This window comes from Rothia sp. P7181 (assembly GCF_048513015.1).
GTDB lineage: Bacteria > Actinomycetota > Actinomycetes > Actinomycetales > Micrococcaceae > Rothia.
In genome coordinates this window covers 143,183-166,774 of sequence record NZ_JBLXXZ010000002.1, presented here as the reverse complement: position 1 = coordinate 166,774, position 23,592 = coordinate 143,183, and the positions used below count along the sequence as shown (strand labels likewise).

Below are 23,592 nucleotides of genomic sequence, written 5' to 3'. Positions count from 1 at the left end.
ACCTGACGCCTAAACGGCGATAGGCGCTTTAATGGTTGGATGCGGGTCATAACCTACAAGCTCAAAATCTTCGTACTCGTAGGTTTCTAACGTAGCATCACGAATCTCTAAAGTGGGGTAGGGGCGAGCCTCTCGCGAAAGTTGCTCTCTCACCTGTTCAAAGTGGTTGGAATAAATATGGCAATCTCCACCACTCCAAATAAACTCACCAGGAACCATTCCCACTTCTTTAGCAATAATATGCGTCAAAAGTGCATAGGAGGCAATATTGAACGGCACACCAAGGAACATATCAGCAGAACGCTGATACAACTGGCAGCTTAACTCATCAACACCATCTGGACGGTGAGTAACATAAAACTGAAAGAGAGCGTGACAAGGAGGCAACGCCATCTGGTCTACTTCTGCAGGGTTCCACGCCGAAACAATATGACGGCGAGAATCCGGAAAATTCTTTAACGACTCAATAACTTGCGCAATCTGATCGACACTATGCCCGTCAGGAGTTGGCCAGCTACGCCATTGCACACCATACACGGGGCCTAAATCACCGTTCTCATCTGCCCATTCATCCCAGATGGTGACACCGCGCTCTTGTAACCAACGTACGTTAGAATCTCCGCGCAAAAACCATAGAAGCTCTAAAACAATCGACTTAAAATGAACACGTTTTGTGGTGATGAGGGGAAAAGACTCCCTCAAATCAAAACGCATCTGCCGACCAAAAACTGAGCGTGTACCCGTACCGGTACGGTCTGCTTTATCTTGTCCCTGCTCCATAATCTCGGCTAATAAATCTTCATAAGGGGTAGGAACAGGCTGTGCAGATGACATATCTTCACAGGATGTAGGAATGGATGAGTTAGACGCTGGAGCAGAAGAGAACATAGGAAAATCTGGTAGACAACAATAAAACTAGATACCAGTTATCTTAGCCTACGCAAAATAAGAATAACCTCTCTCCTAGAAAAAGAGAGAGGTTAACAACACACCTAATATGGTGAGCTGATTAGTCGTCAAAAGAACGAATACGCTCCCACGATACAATACGCGTAGGACGTAACTTACTGATATGAAGCACCAACAACTCACCTAACTCTAAACGTGGGTCACGAGAAGGAAAATTTTTGGCTATAGACTGAGGAACACTCTTCGCAAAAACCTCAACAACCGTCGGCAAAACAGGACGATGAGTACACAAAGCCACCGGATATTCTTTATCAAAAAGAGATTCCACAAAACGCACAACACGTTTAGGGTGACGATGATGAGAATCCTCCGTCAAAGAAGACTTCTCTTTAATAGTGATACCCGTATTTTTAGTGTATGCAGCCACTGTTTGCATACAGCGTTTCCACGGTGAAGAATAAATTTTTTGAGGAGCCCAAGCTTGTAAAAGTCGGCATACCGATAATGCTTGACGTTTACCAGTTGCCGCTAACGGGCGTTCCCCCTCGGCAGCAGTCCACGTTGAACGTGGCTTAGCTTTTGCATGACGAATCACCACAAGAGAACGAGTTGCAAGATCTTTTTGCTCCCAAAGACGAACTAACGCTTCAAGAGGTTCTTGATCTGTTTCGTTGGTTAGCATGGTAAACGCCTGTTCTGGCGTGACCCAGCGCAATTCATCTACCTCACCCATATCGGCGTGAGGTTTTGTGGCAGCAGATACTTCCGCCGCCCAATAGTAAACATGTTTTGTTTTACGTTTAACAGGATATTCGGTGCGGGCCAGAGGCACCCCAAGCGTAACGTCTAACCCCACCTCTTCACGGACTTCACGGATAGCAGTTTCAGCAATTGTTTCGCCACTATCTTGTTTGCCTTTAGGCCACGACCAATCATCATAGCGAGGGCGGTGGATGATGAGAGTCTCTAAACGCTCATGCTTATAACGCCAGACGATACATCCTGCTGCCGTAACAGGTACTTCGTTATCGCTAACACGTGTCACCGAATAATCGTCATCACAACGATGAGCAGAATACACCGACTCTTTTGCCATAGCGGAGGGGCCTTACCTGTGTGTGAACAAAGAATGTCTTGTGGAAGAAAACCTTCCACAAGACATTCTAAAGAATCGAAGCGCACAAATGATAATCCGCTTACGACTCAAACTCTAAAAAGTTATTATTTTCTCTGTCGACGCTCTCGAGATTCCAAATAATAGGATTGAACATCTGTTAGCGGATTGCCATCCTGATCCAGATAATGACGTTTCCACGTACCTTGGCTATCAAGGTGCCAGCTTGAGGTGCTATCTGAAACATAGAGGTCAAACATATCCAATAGATATTGTTGGTGGGCCTCATTCTTGATAGGGACTAACGCTTCTACACGACGGTCAAGGTTGCGGTGCATCATATCTGCAGAACCGATAAAAATTTTCGGTTCTGAACCATTAGCAAAGGTAAACACACGAGAATGTTCTAAGAAACGTCCCAAAATGGAACGCACCTGAATGTTCTCTGATAAGCCCAGAACTCCAGGACGTAAAGAACAAATGCCACGGACAACAACATTGACCTTAACACCGGCTTGAGAGGCGCGATAGAGAGAGTCAATAATTGCTTCATCCACCATGGAATTACATTTAATCTGAATCTTTGCTTCTCGACCAGCAAGCTGATGTTCAATCTCACGGTTAATATGCTCAATCAGCCCAGAACGAATAGAATGTGGCGCCACAAGCAACGACGTATAACTCGTTTTGGGAGCATATCCTGAGAGCTGATTGAATAGACGTGAGACATCTTCTGTAATTTGTTCATCACAGGTAAGCAGACCCAAATCCTCATAGAACCGTGCAGTAGAGGGATGATAATTACCCGTACCGATATGGCAGTAACGACGGAGCTTGTCGCCTTCTTTACGAACAACCAGCGAAAGTTTACAGTGCGTCTTAAGACCCACAATGCCATACACCACATGGACACCAGCACGTTCTAGCTTACGAGCCCATTTAATATTGGCTTCTTCATCAAAACGTGCCTTAATTTCGACAAGAGCAAGTACCTGTTTACCGGCTTCAGCAGCTTCAATCAGCGCATCCACAATCGGAGAATCTCCAGAAGTGCGGTACAACGTCTGCTTAATGGCCATAACATTCGGGTCTGCAGCTGCCTGTTCCAAAAATGCTTGAACACTCGTTGCAAAAGAATCATAAGGATGGTGGAGCAGCACATCATGTGAACGTGTTGCCGCAAAAACTTTTGCAGCTTTTGAGGTTTCGTTCTCATTGAGCCATCGTGAAGTGTGAGCAACATGCTTAGGGTAATGCAAGGCTGGACGATTAGCTTTAACAATGGGGCTCATACCACGCAAATCTAAAGGCGCTGGTAGCTTATACACTTCAGATTCTTCGATGCGTAGCTCAGAGATGAGCAAAGATAGCGTATAGGGGGTGATAGTGTCTTCAACCTCTAAACGTACCGGAGGGCCGAAACGACGACGGAGCAACTCTTTTTCGAGAGCTTTGAGCAGGTTTTCTGCATCATCTTCTTCAACCTCTAAATCTTCGTTACGGGTTACACGGAACGCATGCTGTTCAACAATTTCCATACCAGGGAAGAGATAATCCAAGTTATGAGAGATAACTTCTTCAAGGGAGATAAAACGTGCTTCACGTGAAGGAGAGTTCAGCGCACGAGACCCATCTAAAGAGATCATACGATCAATTTGATCGGGAACTTTCAGGCGCGCAAAGAGGGATTTACCGCTTTGCGGACTACGTATAACCACCGCAAGATTCAACGATAGCCCCGAAATATAGGGGAAGGGGTGTGCTGGGTCTACAGCCAACGGAGTAAGAATAGGAAATACCTCAGATAAGAAGTATTGGGTGAGGCGTTTTTGCTCTTCTTTGGTGATGTCTGACCAGCGAACAAGATAAATATTCTCTTGTGCCAGCGCAGGGAGAATTTCTTGATGGAAACAACGGTGCTGACGTTCCATCAGCTGATGGGCAGAGTCTGCAATCTGTTCCATTTGCGCGTCTGCCGATAGGCCAGCAGGGGTGGGAACAGCAATACCTGTTGCAATACGTCGACGTAAGCCTGCTACGCGCACCATAAAGAATTCATCGAGGTTTGACCCAACGATGGATAAGAAGTTGAGACGCTCAAGCAAATATAAATCGGGGTCTTCTGCCAGCTCTAAAACACGAGTATTAAAATCTAGCCAGCTTGTTTCTCGATCTAAGAAACGTTCTGGGCCGAAGTTTCCTTGAACATCTGGAAGCACAAGTTTCTCTACCGCCTCAATGCGGTCTCCTTGAGTTTTTGCACGTTCGATTTTGCTAATATCTGTGACGATATGCTGAGAATTCTCCTCAACATCTATCGGGCGCTGACGCTGAACTTTTTCGGCCATGATGTTCCTTTCAACGGTAGAACAACGGGTATATGTAAGTTTTATAAAAATGAGCTCAGGTGTTTAGTGTGCTGTTATGGCATACATAATGTCGGTAGAAAGAGACTCAAAACCTATCTGACGGTAAAGATTCCACGCGGCATGGTTTTCTTCATCGACATATAAAATAATTCGGTTCAAAGACGAGCCGTCTTTGAGTCGTACTTGTGCCAGATAGTTCATCCCCTCAAATAAGAGTGCCTTACCAAGATTTTTTCCTTGATGTTCAGGGGATATCGCAAGAACATAGACTTCGCCTTCTCGAAGCTTTTGATGTTCTTGTCCTGCCGGTATTTTGGTCCAATGAAAACCTGCAAGCTGTGGTGTCTGTTTTTGGCCATCTTCTAGGGGCTGTATGGTTTCAAGAAGTAAGAAACCCTCAGCGTTAAACCAATCAGCGTGGAGCCTTTGAGCTAAGTCTTCTGCGGTAAGTGATCCTTGCTCTGGGTGTTGTGCGAAGGCCTGAGCGTTAAGCTCTAGCCACTGCTGGTTATCAGTACCTGGAATAAACGGACGCACCGTGTATTCTGCTGAAATAGGGTTGTGTTGAACTAATTCTGATAGTTGCTGACGAGAGCTTGGTGTGAGCTCAAATTCAAGCTGGTGTAGACGTCGTACCGGCTCGAGGCCATGACGTTGCGCTAAATGCGTAGAACGTTCAATGAGCTGTTGGCCCTGTTCTGCACGAACCTGATGCGCCCACGCTACGCGAGTATAGTGCGGGTAATCTGTGTCGATACGCTCAAAGAGCTTTTGTGTGAGCGCCGAACCAAGACCTTGCCCTCGATATTGTGGGTGCACACCCCCCTCTATAAGAAGTTGTGTCCCTTCAATGTTTAATGCAAGAAACACCCCTATGAGGGTCGTGCCCTCATACATGCTGACCCCCACCATGGGTGATGGTTCTTGCCCTGAGCTATGGCAGATTCTATCGACCAGAAGAAGAGACTGCTCTGAGAACGGGCACGTCCCTTCTACGCTGAGTAAAGATTGGGCAAAATCGTGTATTGACCGTGAGAGAGCAACAGTGCAGGTGTTAAACTCTTGCACTTCGCGATAAGACATGACAACGTCACCGGATTCTTTACGTATAGATATAGAGGACAAATAACTATCCTCTTAACTCTACCGCGAGTGATGGTTTATGAAGCGAACAAGACGCCATAATGAGATGAGAAGATCCCCTAAAATCTCGTTAAACAACCAGTGAACAGGGCATAACCTACGATTCTCAACGGTTTAGGAACGTGGAGCGTTAAAACTATATCCAACATTGCGCACCGTCGAAATAAGGTGCTCATGCTCAATCCCTAATTTTGAGCGTAAACGACGGATATGCACATCTACTGTACGAGTGCCACCAAAATAATCGTATCCCCACACTTCTGATAGCAACTGACTACGAGTAAAAACTCTTCCCGTATGTTGTGCCAAGAACTTGAGCAGCTCAAACTCTTTATAGGTAAGGTTCAAAGGAGTCCCGTGCAAACGGGCAGTATACGATGCCTCATCGATAGTGACAGAACCGCTTCGTATCACGGTTGAGTCTTCAACTTCTTGCTCTATATGAGCGGTGACAAGACGCAAACGTGCTTCTAACTCTGCAGGCCCTGCAGAATCAAGAATAATATCATCGACCATCCACGTGTTAGACACTGCCGCCATACCGCCTTCGGTTAGCACCATGACAACAGGAACACTTAAACCGGCAGCCTTGAGAAGCTGAGCCGTATTGCGAGCTGTTACAAGCGCCTCTCTGGCATCAATAAACACCACATCAGTATTTTCGGTATCAATCTGCGCTACAGAAAGATTTAACGGTGCCTGTTCACATCGGTGACTCAACAAATCTAAAGCTGGTAACACCTGAACAGGAGAAGGAGAGAGATCCGAAAGTAAAAGAATATGAAGCATCTTTCGTTATCTCTCCTTGATACATCGGACGGTGTTGAGTTCGTACTCTACAAAAACAATATGTAGACCATCATATAAAACTTATATTGAACTGAACACGACGTGAACCGAATATGGATACACCTCTTAAGAAAAACACTAGGTAGAGTAGTTCCTAAGAAGACATTGCAGAAAGCACTTGAGAAGATATCGACGGTCAGCGAGAAAATAGGCATATATGGCTAAAACACCCCACCGTACAAACGGTTACATCTACCGAAACTTCATCCCACAACTTAGAAAACACCGTGATCAGGTGATGTATTCAGGGCGCATCGGCGCTATCGGAAGAACAACATCTTCACGGTATCGGCTTGTAGCTCTCTGCGCATTTTTCTCTCTTCTATGCTTTATTGTCACTTCTTTTTTTAGCCCCACCTTGACTGCTGGATTCGGTTTTTTGGTAGTGGCTCTTATTGCGGGAGGATGGCCTGCGGCAACCGGCGTGGCTGAACTACGTCGAGTCAGAAGAATCTACTCTCATTCCGTAATTATTCTGCTCAGCGGGTTATGCGCGGTCACTATGACTCTCACCATCCACACGCAACAACAGCGACTCTACCTCCTACCTGCCATTGCAGCGTTAGGCGTCGTTGCAAGCTTCCTAATTGAGCTTTCTCGAGGCGAAGGCGCTCGCGGCAGATTAGAGTCGGTGATAGCGTGCTCTACCGGCGTTCTCGCTTCTGTTTCCGTTGCCGGATGGGTAGGGCTGGCTAATGTGTATCAGAGCACTCATTCTCCGTTGCCGATGATGGTGGCGGGGACTATCGTCTGCGTATTAACAGCGTTAGTTGGTGCGCGTCTTGTCTCTGCTGGGCCTCAAGAAGGGCCTCGACGAGGGGCCGTAACATTGGGTGTTACACCGGTAGCCTTTGTGGGAGTCATCAGCTATGTTATCGCGATTATGCTCACATCTATGATAGGGTGAAGCCCATGAACGTTGCACTAGAAATTTTCTTTCTTTGCCTATTAGCTTTATCGGGGGCATGCATCTTCGGAAGCATGTTTGCTGTTGTTCGAGGGCTTTTTAAAGGGCAAAAATAATATTTTCCAATCGTCGACTCTATGAGAGGTGTTGACGCTCACTGTAGAGCGTTGACACCTCTTTTTTATTGCGTTCTTCTGAACACCAGAAAATATAAGTTTTTTGTTGATGTAGCTGTAGTATCGCGCAAAATTATGATGGCTTATAGACTAGAACCATGCCTATTGAAATTCCCAGTAATTTAACCCCCGAACTTGTTCCACTCTCATGGCTTCTTGGCACGTGGGAAGGTACCGGAACCTTATGGTACGACGAAGAAAACGGAACACCATTTGGACAAATCATGACATTTACACAAGATGGTTTACCCTTCGTTGAATACCGTGCAGAGTCCTTCCTCCTTGACGATGACGGAAATAAACTGCGCCCGCTCACAGTAGAGACTGGTTTCTGGCAGATTGACAGAACCCAATGCGATGCAGATGTTGGCCCAGGACTCAAACCTGCTGACATCGTACCTGCGTACCCTGACGCCGAATCAGTTGAAAAACTACGTAACGGTGATGACGGGTTTAACATTCTTGCTGCTATCACTCACCCCGGCGGTATTAGCGAAAACTATGTAGGGCTCATTAAAGGCCCTGTTATTCGTATGCAAACCGGAAACCTCATGCGCGATGAAATCTCTAAAGAATACGCTGGGTCAGTGCGTCTTTGGGGTCTGGTCAATGGAAACCTCATGTGGGATTGGGAAATTGCTGATCAAGAGGGAAAACTCCATAAACATGCTTCAGCAGAACTACGCAAAACAGGTTCCATGAGCGGTCTGGACCTTGGCGGACATGTCTTTAACACCGAAGCTGAAACTTCCGAAGACTCTTCGAAAGATACCGAGAACTAGAAGATGTCAGAGTACCTTAGCCCTCTTCATCAGGCATACGGCGTATTTGCTGGTTCTGGCGTAGACGCACCCGTAGCGGCACATTATGGTGACCCCATTAGAGAGCAACGACGTATCAGCTTAGGCGCTGAACACCATGTCATTGCTGATTATTCTCATCTTGGGGTAGTTACCGTTGGTGGGTCTGACCGGCATCGTTGGCTTAGTTCTCTCTCTTCACAAGAACTTTCGGGGCTATCTGCTCACCATAGTACCGAGTTGCTATTACTTAGCCCACAAGGGCGTATTGAGTATGCCCCGTATGTTCTTGAAGATGGGGAGAAACTCTGGCTAATATGCGAACCACAACAGAATCAGCCATTGAGCGAGTACCTCAACTCTATGAAATTTATGCTTGATGTGACGGTTTCTGATGTCAGCGAAGACTATGCGGTGCTGTGTTCTTGGGATGACCCTCGTACGAATACTCAGGTGCCGGAGGCTCTCTCGAAAGCTCCGTGTTGGGAAGACCCTTGGCATAGTGTTTGTGCTGGGGGAGTCAGTTACACCGAAATAGACGCACAAGAACATCCTGCCTGCGACTACCAACGTTTCATGTCTATTATCCCTCGTGAAGAACTCCTAGATATTGCTAGTGCTTGCGAGCTTGTAGGCATGTGGGCTGCTGAAGCGTTACGTATTGAAGCGTGGAGACCTCGATACGCAACAGAAGTCGATTATAAGAGCATTCCTCATGAGCTAGATTATCTGCGAAGTGCAGTGCATCTTTCTAAAGGCTGTTACAAAGGTCAAGAAACGGTTGCTCGTGTACATAACCTCGGGCACCCTCCTCGACGTTTGGTTTTTCTTGACTTAGATGGTTCTGAACATACTCTGCCAACTGTTGGCGCTGGCGTGTATTTCAACACTCGGAAAGTAGGGGTTATCACTTCTGTCGCTCAGCATTGGGAAGCGGGGCCTATTGCGCTAGCCGTTATTAAACGCTCTGTGGATCCTCAAGCTCCGTTGCGTATTGTTGATGAGCTGGAGGGTGCTGGCGAAGTTCATTATGCAGCGGCTCAGACTGTCATCGTCTCTGCTGATGCAGGGCAAGCTGTTGGGCGCCAAGAACGTCGCCAATTCTTACGTCGTGAAGAATAAACTTTGGTGATACGACTGAGGGCTTTGGGTGTATTACTTGTGGTAATACACCCAAAGCCCTCAGCTTTTATGAGGTGGCTTTATTCTTTAGCGTCCAAAGAGAACTTTAGCTTCATCCCAGCGTTCTTGCGGAACAGTTTTTAGTCCGTCAAGTGCTACTGAGAGGTCTACGCGATTAATGTCGGTGCCTTGGAGAGCTACCATTTTGCCCCAGTCTTTGTCATGAACCATATCAATAACTGCCATACCAAGACGAGTTGCCAGAACGCGGTCAAAACCGGTAGGTGCTCCACCTCGCTGGATGTGACCAAGAATGGTGTTGCGCGTTTCAATTCCGGTGATACGTTCGAGTTCTTGGGTGACGTATTCTCCGATACCGCCAAGACGTGGGCGACCGTCTTTTTCAAGGCCTTTATTGTGCAGTACTTCATCGAACCCTTCAGGGATGAAGCCCTCTGCGACAACAACCAAGGGGGAGCGTCCGCGTTCGTGAACTTCGCTGACCCACTTTGCAACTTGTTCCATCGAAACTTTTTGTTCTGGGATCAGGACGGCGTGAGCGCCTGCAGACATACCAGAATGTAGCGCAATCCATCCAACGTGACGCCCCATCACCTCTGCAACCATGCAACGGTGGTGAGATTCGCCGGTGGTGCGTAGACGGTCCATTGCATCGGTTGCGATAGATACTGCGGTGTCGAATCCGAAGGTGTAGTCCGTTGCTTGGAGGTCATTATCAATTGTTTTGGGAACACCAACAACAGGTAGTCCTGCATCTGCTAGGCGTTTAGCGCCGGCGAGGGTTCCTTCACCGCCGATGGCGACGATAGCGTCGATGTGGTTGCGTTCCATCATGATTTCGATGTTTTCGGGTCCGCCGTGTGGTCCGTCAAACGGGTTGGTGCGGGAGGTTCCGAGAATTGTTCCGCCTTGGCGTGCTAGACCGCGTACCTTGGTACGGGGGAGATCCATATAATCTCCTTCGACAACGCCACGCCAGCCGTCGCGGAATCCAACGAACTCGTGTCCGTATGTTTTGATTCCGTTAAGTACAGCGCCGCGAATGACGGCGTTGAGTCCTGGGCAGTCGCCACCGGAGGTGAGTAGACCAATTTTCATAACGTGCGTCTCCTAAAGTCCCACAACGTAAAGTTGGGTTTTTATGTTTTTTGCTTCTGCGTCACCTTGAATTTGTGTGTGTTTTACCTAAAGTAAAACCTGAAAAATCAAGAGTTTCTACGGAAACCTATCCTTCAATCTATTGTAATGAATTTGGTGTTATGTGGGTAGTTGTGGGAGTTGTTGGTGTGTCTGAATCAGGTGATATACCCCATCAACCACAAATACCTACACCGCAGTAGCTAAAAGCTTTTGAATACGGCCCAAACCTTCGGCTAAATCATCATCTCCTAGCGCGTACGATAAGCGTAGATAACCGGAAGGACCAAAGGCTTCACCCGGTACAACAGCTACTTCTGCCTGATCTAAAATTACTTCTGCAAGAGTTGCTGAGCTGTCAATACTGACCCCTCCGATACTCTTGCCGAAGAGCCCGCGAACATCTGCATAAGCGTAAAAGGCACCTTGAGGAGTTGGGCAGAAAACACCATCAATAGCATTAAGACCTGCAACCATGACCTTTCGTCTACGGTCAAAGGCTTCGTGCATAGAATGCACTGCATCAAGAGGGCCCGAAACAGCGCAAAGTGCAGCCTGTTGTGCAATGTTATTGACGTTAGAGCTCAAGTGAGATTGTAGGTTCGTTGCCGCTTTAACAACGTCGGCAGGGCCGTAAAGCCAACCAACACGCCAACCCGTCATCGCATAGGTTTTTGCAACACCATTGAGAATAATGGCGTAGTCGGCCAGCTCTGGAACAGCTTTGAGGATAGAAGTTGCTTGAACGCCGTCATAGGTGAGGTGCTCATAAATTTCGTCAGAGATAACAAAAATCTTTTTTGACAGTGCCCATTCTCCAATGGCTTTTGTCTCTTCAGGGGTGTATACCGAGCCGGTAGGGTTTGACGGAGAAACAAAGATAAGGGCTTTCGTGGCAGGAGTATAAGCTGCTTCGAGCATCTCTACATTGACTTTGTAGTCTTGATGCGAGTCAGCAAAAACTTCGATGGGATTTCCTCCAGCAAGACGAATAGCTTCTGGATACGTTGTCCAATAGGGGGCTGGTAAGAGGATGTCATCCCCGTCTCCGATAACGGTTGCAAAAGCCTCGTAGACTGCTTGTTTTCCGCCGTTGGTGACAACAACTTGAGAAGCCTCAATATCAACGCCTGAATCACGTCGTGTTTTTTTGACGATTGCTTCTTTGAGTGCTGGCAGGCCGGGCGTTGGGCTATACCGAAAATTCTGTGGATTTTTGAGTGCTTGCGCTGCTGCCTCAACGATGTAATCGGGGGTGGGAAAGTCTGGTTCTCCTGCAGCAAATCCAATGACTGGTCTACCCTGTGCGATAAGAGCTTTTGCTTTGGAATCAACAGCCAAAGTTGCAGAAGGGGCAATAGCTCCAATACGGGGGGAAATACGTTGGGTAGTCATGGTCGAGACCCGCTTTCTGTACCGCAATTCTTAACGGCACTTTGCTTGAAAAATATGCTCGTATCACCATGCTAAACAATCTTCGGGTGCCGTGACGAGAGCCTATCGAGATAAACTCTAAGAAAAACAGATGTTTTACAGTGCAATAATGGTTTTCTGGACGCTAAAAGCACTTATTTGAACGTGAAATATGCAATAAAAAGTGTTGCTGGAATTGCCAAAGACAAAATAATCCCTTACAGTAGTCTTTGTTGTTCGCAACCGAACGATACCGTGCTGTCTGAAATGTCTATGACTTTCAACGCAGTACATGAACGAAAGTTCAAAGGGTGGTGGCTCAATTGGTAGAGCAGCGGTCTCCAAAACCGCAGGTTGCAGGTTCGAGTCCTGTCCGCCCTGCAATAGCTCCGTAAAGAATTCAATAAAAAGGCGTTAATCTAGACGTTTTTTGAGATGGACCTAAGCAGAAAGGGGCGGGCCTGCCATGGCTGAAACTGCCACTAACGGAACCGCTGCCACTCAAGAGGACGGCGTAACAAAACGTCGCGGAATCTTCGCGCGTATCTTCCAATTTATTCGTGAAGTAATTAGCGAACTTAAAAAAGTTACGACTCCCACTCGTAAAGAGCTCGTCAACTACGTCATTATTGTTTTGGGCTTCGTTACTTTCATGATTCTTCTCATCTTCGGTCTTGATTATCTATTTGGTCAGGCTGCGTTCTGGATTTTCGGAAACGGAACAATTAAGTAAACTTTTAAGAATCTGCAACTAATAGAGCCAGATAAGTTCAAGAGAAAGTAGGAGAACCGTGTCCGAGCAGGAACTTGCACACGAAGCGCAGGAAGCTGTTGAGGTTTCTGAGCAGGCTACCGCTGATGACGCGCAGGTCGAGGCAGAAGACGCTCTAGACGTTAACGCCTCAGAAGAAGAAACCCTCGAAGCCTCAGAAGAAACTTCTGAGGAAGAATCTGCTGTTGACTCTGAGCCAGCGGTTGACCCTCTAGAGGCTTTTAAATCTCAATTGCGTCGTCAAGAAGGCGACTGGTTTGTCGTTCATACTTATGCTGGTTTTGAGAACAAGGTTAAAGGCAACCTCGAATCTCGTGCGCAGACTTTGAACATGGAAGATTACATCTTTGAAGTACAAGTTCCTATGGAAGAAGTCAAAGAATATAAAAACACTGTCGAAAAAATTGTTCGCCGTGTTCGTATTCCCGGTTACGTTCTTGTACGCATGGAACTAACCGATGAGTCATGGGGTCTTGTTCGCCACACCCCCGGTGTTACCGGATTTGTCGGCTCTGACGCCTACAACCCTGTTCCACTACGTTTGAACGAAGTCATCGATATGTTGGCTCCGGTATTTGTTGAAGAACAGGCGAAGGCTGGCAACATTGAACCTCCTCAGCCTCAAATTGAGGTTGATTACGAAGTCGGAGAAACCGTCAATGTTAAAGACGGCCCATTCGTGGGGTACCCAGCAACCATTTCTGAGATTAAGCCAGAATCTTCTTCATTGGTTCTTCTCATCTCTGTCTTCGAACGTGAGACTCCTGTAACGGTATCTTTCTCGCAGGTTGAGAAAGTCTAAAACCATCTTGAGTTTTTGATAAAGCTCTCACGATGGGGTGTTCTGTACGTGTGTATGGAACACCCCATCTTTTTAATAAAAGCTTTGGGTGTAAGAAATAGGCTTTATTCTTTGTGTTGAATGAGACACTATATTTTGAGCCTTTTTCTTGGTAAATATCTCATAACCCGTTAGAATTGTGGTTTGTATGCGCGCGTTTACGCTTGCGCCTACGCATATCGACGGTCGCGCCACGACTGTCACCCGCCAGCGTCACGCTCCTGTGCGTTGGTTCAACAGCTAAGAAAAGGACCTAACATTGGCTCCCAAGAAGAAGGTCGCAGGCCTCATTAAGCTGCAAATTCAGGCTGGTGCCGCTAACCCGGCTCCTCCCGTTGGCCCTGCATTGGGTCAGCACGGTGTTAACATCATGGAATTCTGCAAGGCATACAATGCTGCAACCGAATCCATGCGTGGAAACATCGTTCCTGTAGAAATCACCGTATACGAAGACCGTTCATTCACCTTCGTGACCAAAACCCCTCCAGCTTCTGGTTTGATTAAGAAAGCTGCTGGCGTTGCTAAAGGCTCCGGTGTTCCTCACACCAACAAAGTTGGTTCCATTACCGAAGCTCAGGTTCGCGAAATTGCGGAAACCAAGATGGTTGACCTCAACGCAAATGATATCGATGCAGCAGCAAAGATTATCGCGGGCACTGCACGCTCCATGGGTATTGAAGTTAAGTAACTTCACCGCCTAAATAACCCAAAATAATTTTTGGTTTTTGAAAGTATTTATCACCCGTAAGGGTATGTGGCAGAGTCGAGCGCGACTCAAAAAGACCACAACTGCATAAGGAGAAAAGCAGATGGCAAAGCGCAGCAAAGCGTATCAGGCAGCTGTAGCCAAAATTGAAGAGGGCAAGCTTTACACCGCCGCTGAGGCAATTGAGCTTGTTAAAGACATCTCTTCTGAAAAAGCACATTCAACCGTTGAGGTTGCAATGCGTCTTTCCGTAGATCCCCGTAAGGCAGACCAGATGGTACGCGGTACCGTCAACTTGCCAAACGGCACCGGTAAGACCGCTCGCGTTGTTGTTATCGCCGCTGGCGATAAAGCAGCAGCTGCAGAAGCAGCAGGAGCAGACTTCGTTGGTTCTGACGAACTCATCGCAAAAATTGCTGGCGGATGGACTGACTTCGACGCAGCAGTTGCTACCCCCGACATGATGGGCAAAGTTGGTCGCTTGGGTAAGATTCTTGGCCCTCGCAACCTCATGCCTAACCCTAAGACCGGCACCGTAACCATGGACGTTGCAAAGGCTGTTAACGACATCAAGGGCGGAAAGATTGACTTCCGCGTTGACCGTAACGCAAACTTGCACTTCATTATCGGTAAAGCTTCTTTCACTGCTGAACAGCTCACCCAGAACTTTGAAGCAGCTCTTGAAGAAATTCACCGTTTGAAGCCTTCCTCTGCAAAGGGCCGTTACATCTCCAAGGTAACCGTTGCTCCTACATGGGGCCCTGGTGTACAGATCGACCCTTCCGTGGTTGCTATCTAAGGACTTCATAAATATTTTCTATAACAAAGAAAGTATTCTTCGTTGGCTCGTACCGGTATCGGTGCGAGCCAACGTCGTTTAAGAGAAATCCACTCATTTAAGTGACTCCTATCCCATGTGAGTAGTAGAGGTTGCGCAGAGTGTGGCAGATGTGGTTTGATAGAAGAACCAAAGACCGCCGGTCTGATTTTTGACACGCTTAAGGCTCGTCAAAATGATAAGAGTTCTCTAAGAACCGCCAGCGTAGGTGAACGAATATTATCTATAGTTCTCATATGCTCATAGAATATGAGTATGTCAAAACTTTAGGTATACCTCGTCGCTTACGCGTCGAGGTTATTTTTTTGCCTCAAGGCATCTTAGACGCTTTACCGGTGACCAAGAATCGGAAGGAATACCATGGCGACACAGGAAAAGGTTTCTGCTGTTTCCGAGCTGAAGGCACGCTTCGAACGCTCAAACGCAGTCATCCTCACTGAGTACCGCGGTCTCACCGTTGCACAGCTCAAGCAGCTTCGTCGTGCACTCGGTGCTGAGACTGAATATGCTGTGGTGAAGAATACCCTTGCTGCTATTGCAGCTAAGGAAGCTGGAATCGACGCATTCGAAGGCCAGCTTGCAGGTCCTAGCGCAATTGCTTTCATCGACGGTGAAATCATTGACGCTGCAAAGGCACTGCGTGACTTCGCCAAAGAAAACCCCCAGCTTGTGGTCAAGAGCGGCTACTACGAAGGTGAAGCTCTCGACGCTGCTGGTGTTGACAAATTCGCAAGCCTTGAATCTCGCGAGGTTCTCCTTGCAAAGGTTGCAGGTGGCGCAAAGGGTGCTCTCGCAAAGATTGCACGCACTGTAGACGCACTACGCATCAAGCTAGAAGAGCAAGAAGGAGCAGAAGCATAATCTTCAACGATTATGTTTTAGCATCCGTTCAACTAGTTCGCTCATCTAGCGATGAGCAACCCCACAGATTTCATATGTAGACAAAAGCTCTACACCTGATCATAAGAAGGAGCCAAAATCATGGCTAAGCTTTCCATTGAAGAACTCATTGAAGCTTTCAAGGAACTCTCCCTCGTAGAGGTTTCCGAATTCGTTAAGGCATTCGAGGAAGAATTCGACGTTACCGCAGCAGCTCCTGTTGCAGTAGCTGGTGTAGCTGGCGGCGAAGCTGCAGCTGACGAAAAAGACGAATTCGACGTAGTTCTCGAATCCGCTGGCGACAAGAAGATCGCAGTTATTAAGGAAGTTCGTGCCCTTACCTCCCTCGGTTTGAAGGAAGCTAAGGACCTCGTTGATTCCGCTCCTAAGGCTGTTCTCGAAGGCGCTTCCAAGGAAGACGCTGAAAAGGCTAAGGAACAGCTCGAAGGCGCAGGCGCAACCGTTACCCTTAAGTAATCGGTTCTTGACAAGAGTCTTTGTAACACTGGGCAGTATCGCTTTGGCGGTACTGCCCAGTGGCGTTTTAAGATACCTGTCACAACACGAACTAAAGACGGCTATTCTACGAGCAACTCATCCCTTTTGGTATATAGAATGTCGGTAAAGATACATGAGGGGAAAACCGGATATGTCAGAAAAAAACCGCCATTTTACTGTCCGCGAAGCAACAGAAGCTGACTATGCAGGCGCTATCGAAGCACTGACAAACGCTTTTGAACATGACCCCGTCATGAGTCACGCCATGGGTGGAACTCATCAAGGAGCCAAAATACGTGAGCTCTTTGAATTCCAGATTCGTAACACCTACGCTTCTAAAGGCAAAATAGACATCGCCGTCGATGAAAATGACACAATCCTTGGGGCAGCACTCTGGCTCAGCCCTGAAGGGCAAAAAGGTAACCTGCTGGCAGACCTGCGTGCCCTACCTCAATATGCGAAACTCTTAGGGCGTTCATTCTTTAGTGCCGTCATCACCGAAATCAAACTTTTACGTGCTCGACCAGCTTTTGACCACTGGTATCTTTACACTATCGGTGTTCACGAATCTGCTCGTTCTTGCGGGGCAGGTAGTGCACTGCTTGACTATCGCTTAGCACGTACCGGTCAATACGGCTCTTATCTAGAAGCGTCGACTTACCGTAGCGCTTCTCTCTATCGACGTCACGGGTTTACAGAACTCGGTGCTTTTAAAGGTGGTAAACCGGCTGTTGGCATGTGGCACCCAGCGCCGGTGAGCCTCATCGACGAACATCTTCCCACTTCATCAACTAAATAGTCATTCTTGACAGATGAGAAGAAGCGTTCCCCTCGCCATGACATAAGGTGCCTAATACAAGAACACGGCCAGAAAAACATATATTTTTTGGATGTGATGTGGCAGACTTTTAACAAATATATATGCTGTTATGCGCAGCGGGAGAGACCACCAAAATACCCAATATGGTGGCGCCGAAGGAGCAAATCCTCCCCAGGAAACTCTCAGGCACAAAGTACCGCTGAGCCAGGCAACTCTGAAGAGGAGAAAACACGATTCTCCACCGAAGGGGCAAATCTATGCTGATGAACCCAACCGTCATCAGTGCAGACTAAAACTCTCAGGTCAGAAACAGAGCGGGGAGGTCTTAGCGCACTCTCACCTTTGAGGTGCTATCAGACCAGGAGAATATCCCATGCTATTTATTGACCGTCACCTAGGGCCACGAGCTGAAGACCTCCGCGCCATGCTGAGCACCATCGGCTACGACTCACTCTCAGCACTTATTGCAGACGTCGTACCAGCAAATATTCGGATGGAGCAAGAACTCAACCTCCCCGAACCCCTCAGCGAAGAACAAGCCCACAAAAAACTTCGAGAATACGCATCTCACAACATTCTCAAAACTCAGATGATTGGTGCCGGTTATTACGATAGCGTCACCCCTGCCGTACTACGTCGAAATATCCTCGAAAACCCCGGCTGGTACACCAGCTACACCCCCTACCAACCTGAAATCTCTCAAGGCCGTTTAGAAGCACTACTTAACTTCCAAAATACGGTCATGGAACTGACGGGACTAGACATTGCCAACGCCTCACTCTTGGACGAAGCAACTGCTACAGCAGAAGCCGTCGTGATGATGCACCGCGCAAACCGCAAAGTTAAAAACGGTTTCTTCGCCATCGACTCCCGATGCCTACCTCAAACTCTTTCCGTCGTTCGTGGACGTGTCGAAGCTCTCGATATTCCCATGGTCGTAACTGACTTCTCCGACGGGCTTCCAGAAGGCGACCTTTACGGTATCGTTCTCGCATACCCCAGCCATGATGGACACATCCGAGACATTAAAGAGCTCATCGACCAAGCCCACCAACGACAAGCGCTCGTCACCGTAACCGCAGATCTACTAGCTCTAACACTCTTACGTTCACCCGGTGAACTTGGTGCAGATATCTGCGTCGGTAACAGCCAACGCTTTGGCTTACCATTCTTCTTTGGCGGACCCCATGCAGCTTTCATGGCAACCCGTAAAGGCATGGAACGAACTTTACCGGGGCGTCTGGTCGGAGTATCACAAGATACCGCCGGAAAACCCGCCTATCGTCTTGCGCTACAAACTCGTGAACAGCACATCCGCCGTGAAAAAGCCACCAGTAACATTTGTACTGCACAGGCTCTACTCGCCATTGTCGCTGGAGCTTACGCTCTCTATCACGGGCCAGAGGGACTCCGCGAGATTGCTCGTCGTCTGCACCGCAACGCTTCACGTGTTGCCCAGAGCCTGAGCGCAACTGGACTCAAACTCGTGCATCAAGACTTCTTCGATACTGTCGCCTTTGATACATCATCACGTGCTGACGAACTCGTTGCTGCTGCACTTGAAGCCGGCATCAACATTCGTAAAATCAACAGTGACCGTATCAGCATCTCCATCGGTGAATCTCATGATGAAGACACTCTACGGAGCCTTGTGGAAGCACTCGGCGGAACTCTCGTAGAAGAGAGCGCAGAAGAACAATACCCCATGCCTGCTGAATTGCTACGCGATGACGATTACATGCAGCATCCGGTGTTCCACAGTTACCGTTCAGAAACTGCCATGATGCGTTATCTTCGTAAGCTTTCTGACAAAGATCTTGCTCTGGACCGCACCATGATTCCTCTGGGCTCTTGCACCATGAAACTTAACTCTGCTGCTGAGATGGAGCCTATCTCTTGGCCAGAATTTGCTGGTATTCACCCACTTGTACCAGCTGAACAAGCTCAAGGCTGGTTAGAGCTCATCGAGGAGCTCTCTGCATGGCTCGTCGAAATTACCGGATACGATGCTCTGTCCATGCAACCAAACTCTGGTGCATCTGGAGAATACGCAGGGCTACGCGCCATTCGTTCTTACCACCAAGCGCGTGGAGAAGAACAACGTAACGTCGTTCTGATCCCGTTATCTGCCCATGGCACTAACGCTGCTTCTGCTGCTCTGGCTGGACTTTCTGTTGCTGGTGTAGCTACGGCAGAAGATGGCTCTATCGATGTGGCGGACCTCCGCGCCAAAATTGAAAAATATGGTGACACTATCGCCGCAATGATGATTACCTACCCGTCAACTCATGGTGTATTTGAAGAACAAGTTGTTGAAGTCTGCCAGCTTGTTCACGAAGCCGGCGGACAAGTGTACGTGGACGGTGCAAACCTTAACGCGCAGATGGGCCTATCCCAACCCGGACGATTCGGGGGAGACGTATCACATCTGAACCTTCACAAAACTTTCGCTATTCCTCACGGAGGAGGAGGTCCCGGTGTCGGCCCTATCGGTGTGAGAGAACACCTCGCACCCTACTTGCCCACAAACGCCTACCACAACGATAAAGAGTCTTCGCCCTTACCGATTTCTCAAGCGATGTACGGTTCTGCGGGGGTACTTCCCATCTCGTGGATGTATATTGCCATGAGTGGTGCTCAAGGGCTTCGTTCCAGCTCCGAAACTGCCATCGTTAACGCAAACTATATTGCTAAAAAACTGGGGGATAAGTATCCGGTACTGTACACCGGAGACCATGGTTTGGTCGCACATGAATGCATTCTTGACGTGCGTGAGCTAACCGCGGCTAGTGGCGTCACTGCCGAAGATATCTGTAAACGCCTGATGGACTACGGATTCCATGCACCAACTTTGGCTTTCCCCGTACCTGGCACATTGATGGTTGAACCAACAGAATCTGAAGACCTTCAAGAACTTGATCGTTTTATCGACGCCATGAGCTGTATCTACGATGAGATTCAGCATGTCATCAGCGGAAAAGTGAGTGTCGAAGAATCACTTTTGCGCAATGCTCCACATACGGTTGATGTCGTTACTGCAGATACCTGGGATCGGGCGTACTCTCGTTCTGAAGCTGCTTATCCGGTGTCTTCTTTGCGCCATCAAAAATACTTCCCCTCGGTTGGGCGTATTGATGGGGCTGGCGGCGACCGTAATCTTATCTGCCAGTGCCCACCTATGGAAGCTTTTGAGATGGAATCATCTGCTTCTGAAACACACTAACTGAGCTAATCGGCTCAAAATATGTCTGAGGTGGGGTAAATAATGATGTTTGCCCCACCTCCGAACCCCATCTGTTAAGAAAGTATGTGTAAGACATGAGTAAGAAAACCCCACTACACGAAGAACACCTCGCATTAGGCGCCACCTTCACCGATTTTGGTGGTTGGGATATGCCCGTAAAATACACCAATGACGTTCAGGAGCACCATGCTGTACGTCAACGTGCTGGTCTCTTTGACCTCTCTCATATGGGTGAGTTTCGTGTGAGCGGTCCGGACGCTGCCGCATTTTTAGACTATGCCCTCGTCTCGAATATGAGTATTCTCAAAGTTGGTAAAGCCAAATATTCGATTCTGGTCAACGAAGATGGCGGGGTAATTGACGACCTGATTACCTATCGTCTAGCTGAGGACGAATTTCTTGTAGTACCTAACGCTTCTAACGTAGAGATTGATTATCAGACGTTGCAAGAGCGTACGGCAGAGTTTGACGTAAAACTAGTCAACGAATCTGAAGATACTGCTTTAATTGCTGTTCAAGGCCCACGAGCTGAAGATATTATTTTGGCCATGGAGCCGAGTGCCCCTCAAACGGTACGTGAGCTGAAATATTATGCTGCAACACCGCTGAATCTTTCTGGCCTCTCAGTACTCTTAGCTCGTACCGGATATACCGGAGAAGACGGCTTTGAAATCTACATACCGGCACATCAAGCCGGTGATCTATGGTCGGCTGCTATGAACGCTGGCAAGGACTTTGACATGATTCCTGCTGGTTTGGCAGCACGCGACTCTTTGCGCTTAGAAGCTGGTATGCCTTTGTATGGTCATGAGCTGGGTCTAGATATCACTCCGTACGAGTCTGGTCTAGGGCGTCTAGTTGATATTGCGCTAGAGAAAAAGAGCAGTGACTTTGTAGGGCGTCAGGCGTTGAGTGTGCTATCTCAAACCGTGCCTCAGCGTTCTCTCGTTGGGCTTAAAGCACAGCAAAAGCGCCCTGCCCGTGCTGATTCTCAACTGATGGATGGCGAGAAGAACATCGGATATGTTACCTCAGGTATTCCTTCACCTACGTTGGGATACCCGATTGCGATGGCTCTAGTGGAGAGCTCGTATGCCGCGGAAGGAAACACTATTGATGTTGATATTCGTGGTAAACGAGCACCATTTGATGTGGTTGCTGTTCCGTTTTATCGCCGATAATATGTGGGTTCACCTTCATAAGCGGATAAAAGTTTCTTGGTAGAGACTCTTATCTTGTAGAACTGTAGAGGCTTGATTTGCGTATTCCCACTCCATCTTGTGTGATGGAACGTTCATCAAGCTTTTACAGTTTTCTCTTATTATCCCCCGTAAGAGGTTGATGTTTTAGCGCAGTTAAACGCTAAAAATGCATAGAAAAAGGAAAGCACACAGGATGAACATTAGTGATGAACAGATACAAGCTGAATCATTAAACTACGATATCTCTGTCTTTGAATTATTTTCGATTGGTATCGGGCCTTCCTCTTCCCACACGGTAGGTCCGATGAGAGCAGCAAACCGTTTTATTGCAGAGCTCATTGATACGAGAAAACTTCAGAACGTGTCACGCATACACGTGGATCTTTATGGTTCGTTAGCAGCAACTGGAGCCGGACACGGTACGATGAGCGCCATCATTAAAGGTTGTGCAGGTTTTGTTCCGGAGACCATTAACATTGCCCAAGCTGAACGAGTGATGGCAGATAACCAACGTGATGGTATTTTGCCGTTAGCAGGTTTTCCCTCTAGCTCTTATCAAGATGGTGCACCTGATGCCGGTGAGGCATTATGTGTTGGTCCGGTTGTGAACTATCGTGAATCTGATATGACGCTGCGTCCGTTGACTGTTTTAGCGAGGCATACAAACGGCGTCAAAATTGCAGCTTATGATACTTCCGGTCTTCTCCTTGAACGCACCTATTTTTCTATTGGTGGAGGATTCATTGTCGAGGAGAACGAAACTTTAGATGATTCTTCAGGACTTAACGAAGCACCCTATCCTTTTGGTTCAGGTGAAGAACTTGTGTCTTTGGCAAATAAGGCAGGGCTATCTATTGCTCAGTTGAAGATGCGTAATGAGCTTTCAGCTCGTTCTGAACAGGAGATTCGTCAGGGGATTCTCGCTATCCATCGGGTGATGAAAGAGTGTATTGGTTCTTCATTATCTCGTATGGGGTATTTGCCGGGGGAGCTTAAAGTACGTTGTCGTGCAGCAGCGTGGCACCGTGATTTGTTAGCAGAAGACCCTCAAAAGAGCCCTGAGTTTGCTATTGATTGGGTGAATTTGATGGCCTTGGCGGTGAACGAAGAGAACGCATTTGGTGGCAGGGTAGTGACTGCTCCGACGAATGGCGCTTCGGGTATTATTCCGGCTGTTTTGCACTATGCGTTGAACTATCTTCCGGGGGTTCGTACATGCGGTGTCGCTAAACGTGAACAGCTTATTGTTGACTTCTTCTTATGTGCTTCTGCTATTGGTGCTTTGTATAAAAAACGGGCTTCTATCTCTGGAGCTGAGGTGGGGTGCCAGGGAGAGGTTGGTACGGCTTCTTCTATGGCTGCTGCGGGGTTAGCTCAGGTGATGGGCGGTAGTAATGAACAGATTGAGAACGCTGCAGAGATTGCCATGGAACATAATCTTGGTCTGACATGTGACCCTGTAGGTGGGTTGGTGCAGATACCGTGTATTGAGCGTAATGCGATGGCGGCGGCGAAGGCTATTAACGCTGCACGTATGGCGCTTCGTGGAGACGGCGAACATCGGGTGTCTTTGGATCAAGTTATTGAAACAATGCGTCAGACTGGTGAAGATATGAGTCACCGGTATAAAGAGACGTCGATGGGTGGTTTAGCTGTTAACGTTGTAGAGTGTTAGGTACACCATAAAAAAGAAAAGTTGCATATTTTCCGTGATGGTTGTATGGACTTTAGTTTTTTCTTGCTGTATTGTGAATACTTACGCTATCCATAACCTTTCTGCCTTCATATAGCGGTGGGCATGGGTGAAACAGAGCAAAAACAAGTATTTCGTT

At 47.7% G+C, this 23,592-nt stretch carries 20 protein-coding genes, 1 tRNA gene and 2 riboswitches; of the genes, 14 read left to right on the top strand and 7 right to left on the bottom strand.

What is annotated here, in order from left to right:
* Positions 1-9: 9 nt before the first annotated feature.
* The 5 genes from ACN08Z_RS02100 to ACN08Z_RS02080 all read right to left on the bottom strand — a co-directional run bounded on the left by ACN08Z_RS02100 (position 10) and on the right by ACN08Z_RS02080 (position 6,324).
* Positions 10-834 (bottom strand): thymidylate synthase, encoded by an 825-nt coding sequence (locus ACN08Z_RS02100; protein ID WP_419102952.1) that lies wholly within the window; start codon positions 832-834, stop codon positions 10-12.
* 175 nt (positions 835-1,009) lie between these two features.
* Entirely contained in the window at positions 1,010-2,005 is a 996-nt protein-coding gene (locus ACN08Z_RS02095) for an NUDIX hydrolase (RefSeq protein WP_419102951.1), read from the bottom strand.
* A gap of 125 nt (positions 2,006-2,130) precedes the next feature.
* A complete protein-coding gene (locus ACN08Z_RS02090) occupies positions 2,131-4,371 on the bottom strand; it encodes an RNA degradosome polyphosphate kinase (RefSeq protein WP_419102950.1) in 2,241 nt (746 codons plus the stop codon).
* Between the two features lie 63 nt (positions 4,372-4,434).
* Positions 4,435-5,517 carry a mycothiol synthase gene (mshD, locus tag ACN08Z_RS02085; protein WP_419102949.1) on the bottom strand — a complete coding sequence of 361 codons (1,083 nt, stop codon included), beginning with the start codon at positions 5,515-5,517 and terminating at the stop codon, positions 4,435-4,437.
* A gap of 132 nt (positions 5,518-5,649) precedes the next feature.
* A complete protein-coding gene (locus ACN08Z_RS02080; RefSeq protein WP_419100904.1) occupies positions 5,650-6,324 on the bottom strand; it encodes a winged helix-turn-helix transcriptional regulator in 675 nt (224 codons plus the stop codon).
* Positions 6,325-6,541: 217 nt separating this feature from the next.
* Between ACN08Z_RS02080 and ACN08Z_RS02075 the strand changes: the two genes are divergently transcribed.
* The 3 genes from ACN08Z_RS02075 to ACN08Z_RS02065 all read left to right on the top strand — a co-directional run bounded on the left by ACN08Z_RS02075 (position 6,542) and on the right by ACN08Z_RS02065 (position 9,389).
* Complete coding sequence (locus ACN08Z_RS02075; RefSeq protein WP_419102948.1) at positions 6,542-7,291, top strand: hypothetical protein; 750 nt, start codon at positions 6,542-6,544, stop codon at positions 7,289-7,291.
* A 274-nt stretch (positions 7,292-7,565) separates the two neighbouring features.
* Complete coding sequence (locus ACN08Z_RS02070; RefSeq protein ID WP_419102947.1) at positions 7,566-8,249, top strand: FABP family protein; 684 nt, start codon at positions 7,566-7,568, stop codon at positions 8,247-8,249.
* 3 nt (positions 8,250-8,252) lie between these two features.
* A complete protein-coding gene (locus tag ACN08Z_RS02065; protein ID WP_419102946.1) occupies positions 8,253-9,389 on the top strand; it encodes a YgfZ/GcvT domain-containing protein in 1,137 nt (378 codons plus the stop codon).
* A gap of 87 nt (positions 9,390-9,476) precedes the next feature.
* Here the strand turns inward: ACN08Z_RS02065 and ACN08Z_RS02060 are convergent, their stop codons facing one another.
* Both ACN08Z_RS02060 and ACN08Z_RS02055 read right to left on the bottom strand, forming a co-directional pair.
* Complete coding sequence (locus tag ACN08Z_RS02060; RefSeq protein WP_419102945.1) at positions 9,477-10,508, bottom strand: 6-phosphofructokinase; 1,032 nt, start codon at positions 10,506-10,508, stop codon at positions 9,477-9,479.
* A 228-nt stretch (positions 10,509-10,736) separates the two neighbouring features.
* A complete protein-coding gene (locus ACN08Z_RS02055; RefSeq protein ID WP_419102944.1) occupies positions 10,737-11,942 on the bottom strand; it encodes a pyridoxal phosphate-dependent aminotransferase in 1,206 nt (401 codons plus the stop codon).
* Positions 11,943-12,268: 326 nt separating this feature from the next.
* On the opposite strand from ACN08Z_RS02055, the gene ACN08Z_RS02050 reads away from it, so the two are divergent.
* The 11 genes from ACN08Z_RS02050 (at position 12,269) to ACN08Z_RS02000 (ending at position 23,435) form a co-directional block, all read left to right on the top strand.
* Positions 12,269-12,341 (top strand) — tRNA-Trp (locus ACN08Z_RS02050).
* Positions 12,342-12,426: 85 nt separating this feature from the next.
* On the top strand, positions 12,427-12,693 hold the full coding sequence (gene secE / locus ACN08Z_RS02045; RefSeq protein WP_419100898.1) for a preprotein translocase subunit SecE: 267 nt from the start codon (positions 12,427-12,429) through the stop codon (positions 12,691-12,693).
* Between the two features lie 58 nt (positions 12,694-12,751).
* A complete protein-coding gene (gene nusG / locus ACN08Z_RS02040) occupies positions 12,752-13,534 on the top strand; it encodes a transcription termination/antitermination protein NusG (protein WP_419102943.1) in 783 nt (260 codons plus the stop codon).
* 298 nt (positions 13,535-13,832) lie between these two features.
* The gene (rplK, locus tag ACN08Z_RS02035; RefSeq protein WP_419100896.1) at positions 13,833-14,261 is read left to right on the top strand and encodes a 50S ribosomal protein L11; all 429 of its coding nucleotides are present in this window, start codon (positions 13,833-13,835) and stop codon (positions 14,259-14,261) included.
* A 121-nt stretch (positions 14,262-14,382) separates the two neighbouring features.
* A complete protein-coding gene (rplA, locus tag ACN08Z_RS02030; protein ID WP_419100895.1) occupies positions 14,383-15,078 on the top strand; it encodes a 50S ribosomal protein L1 in 696 nt (231 codons plus the stop codon).
* Between the two features lie 399 nt (positions 15,079-15,477).
* A complete protein-coding gene (rplJ, locus tag ACN08Z_RS02025; protein WP_419100894.1) occupies positions 15,478-15,978 on the top strand; it encodes a 50S ribosomal protein L10 in 501 nt (166 codons plus the stop codon).
* 120 nt (positions 15,979-16,098) lie between these two features.
* Positions 16,099-16,473, top strand: coding sequence for a 50S ribosomal protein L7/L12 (gene rplL, locus ACN08Z_RS02020; protein WP_419100893.1), 375 nt, complete (start codon positions 16,099-16,101; stop codon positions 16,471-16,473).
* 172 nt (positions 16,474-16,645) lie between these two features.
* Complete coding sequence (locus ACN08Z_RS02015) at positions 16,646-17,293, top strand: N-acetyltransferase family protein (RefSeq protein WP_419102942.1); 648 nt, start codon at positions 16,646-16,648, stop codon at positions 17,291-17,293.
* Between the two features lie 128 nt (positions 17,294-17,421).
* A riboswitch (glycine riboswitch) is annotated at positions 17,422-17,523 on the top strand.
* Positions 17,524-17,637: riboswitch (glycine riboswitch) on the top strand.
* A 50-nt stretch (positions 17,638-17,687) separates the two neighbouring features.
* On the top strand, positions 17,688-20,537 hold the full coding sequence (gene gcvP / locus ACN08Z_RS02010) for an aminomethyl-transferring glycine dehydrogenase (protein WP_419102941.1): 2,850 nt from the start codon (positions 17,688-17,690) through the stop codon (positions 20,535-20,537).
* 95 nt (positions 20,538-20,632) lie between these two features.
* Entirely contained in the window at positions 20,633-21,739 is a 1,107-nt protein-coding gene (gene gcvT / locus ACN08Z_RS02005; protein WP_419102940.1) for a glycine cleavage system aminomethyltransferase GcvT, read from the top strand.
* Between the two features lie 214 nt (positions 21,740-21,953).
* Positions 21,954-23,435 (top strand): L-serine ammonia-lyase, encoded by a 1,482-nt coding sequence (locus ACN08Z_RS02000; RefSeq protein ID WP_419102939.1) that lies wholly within the window; start codon positions 21,954-21,956, stop codon positions 23,433-23,435.
* The last annotated feature ends 157 nt before the right edge of the window (positions 23,436-23,592 follow it).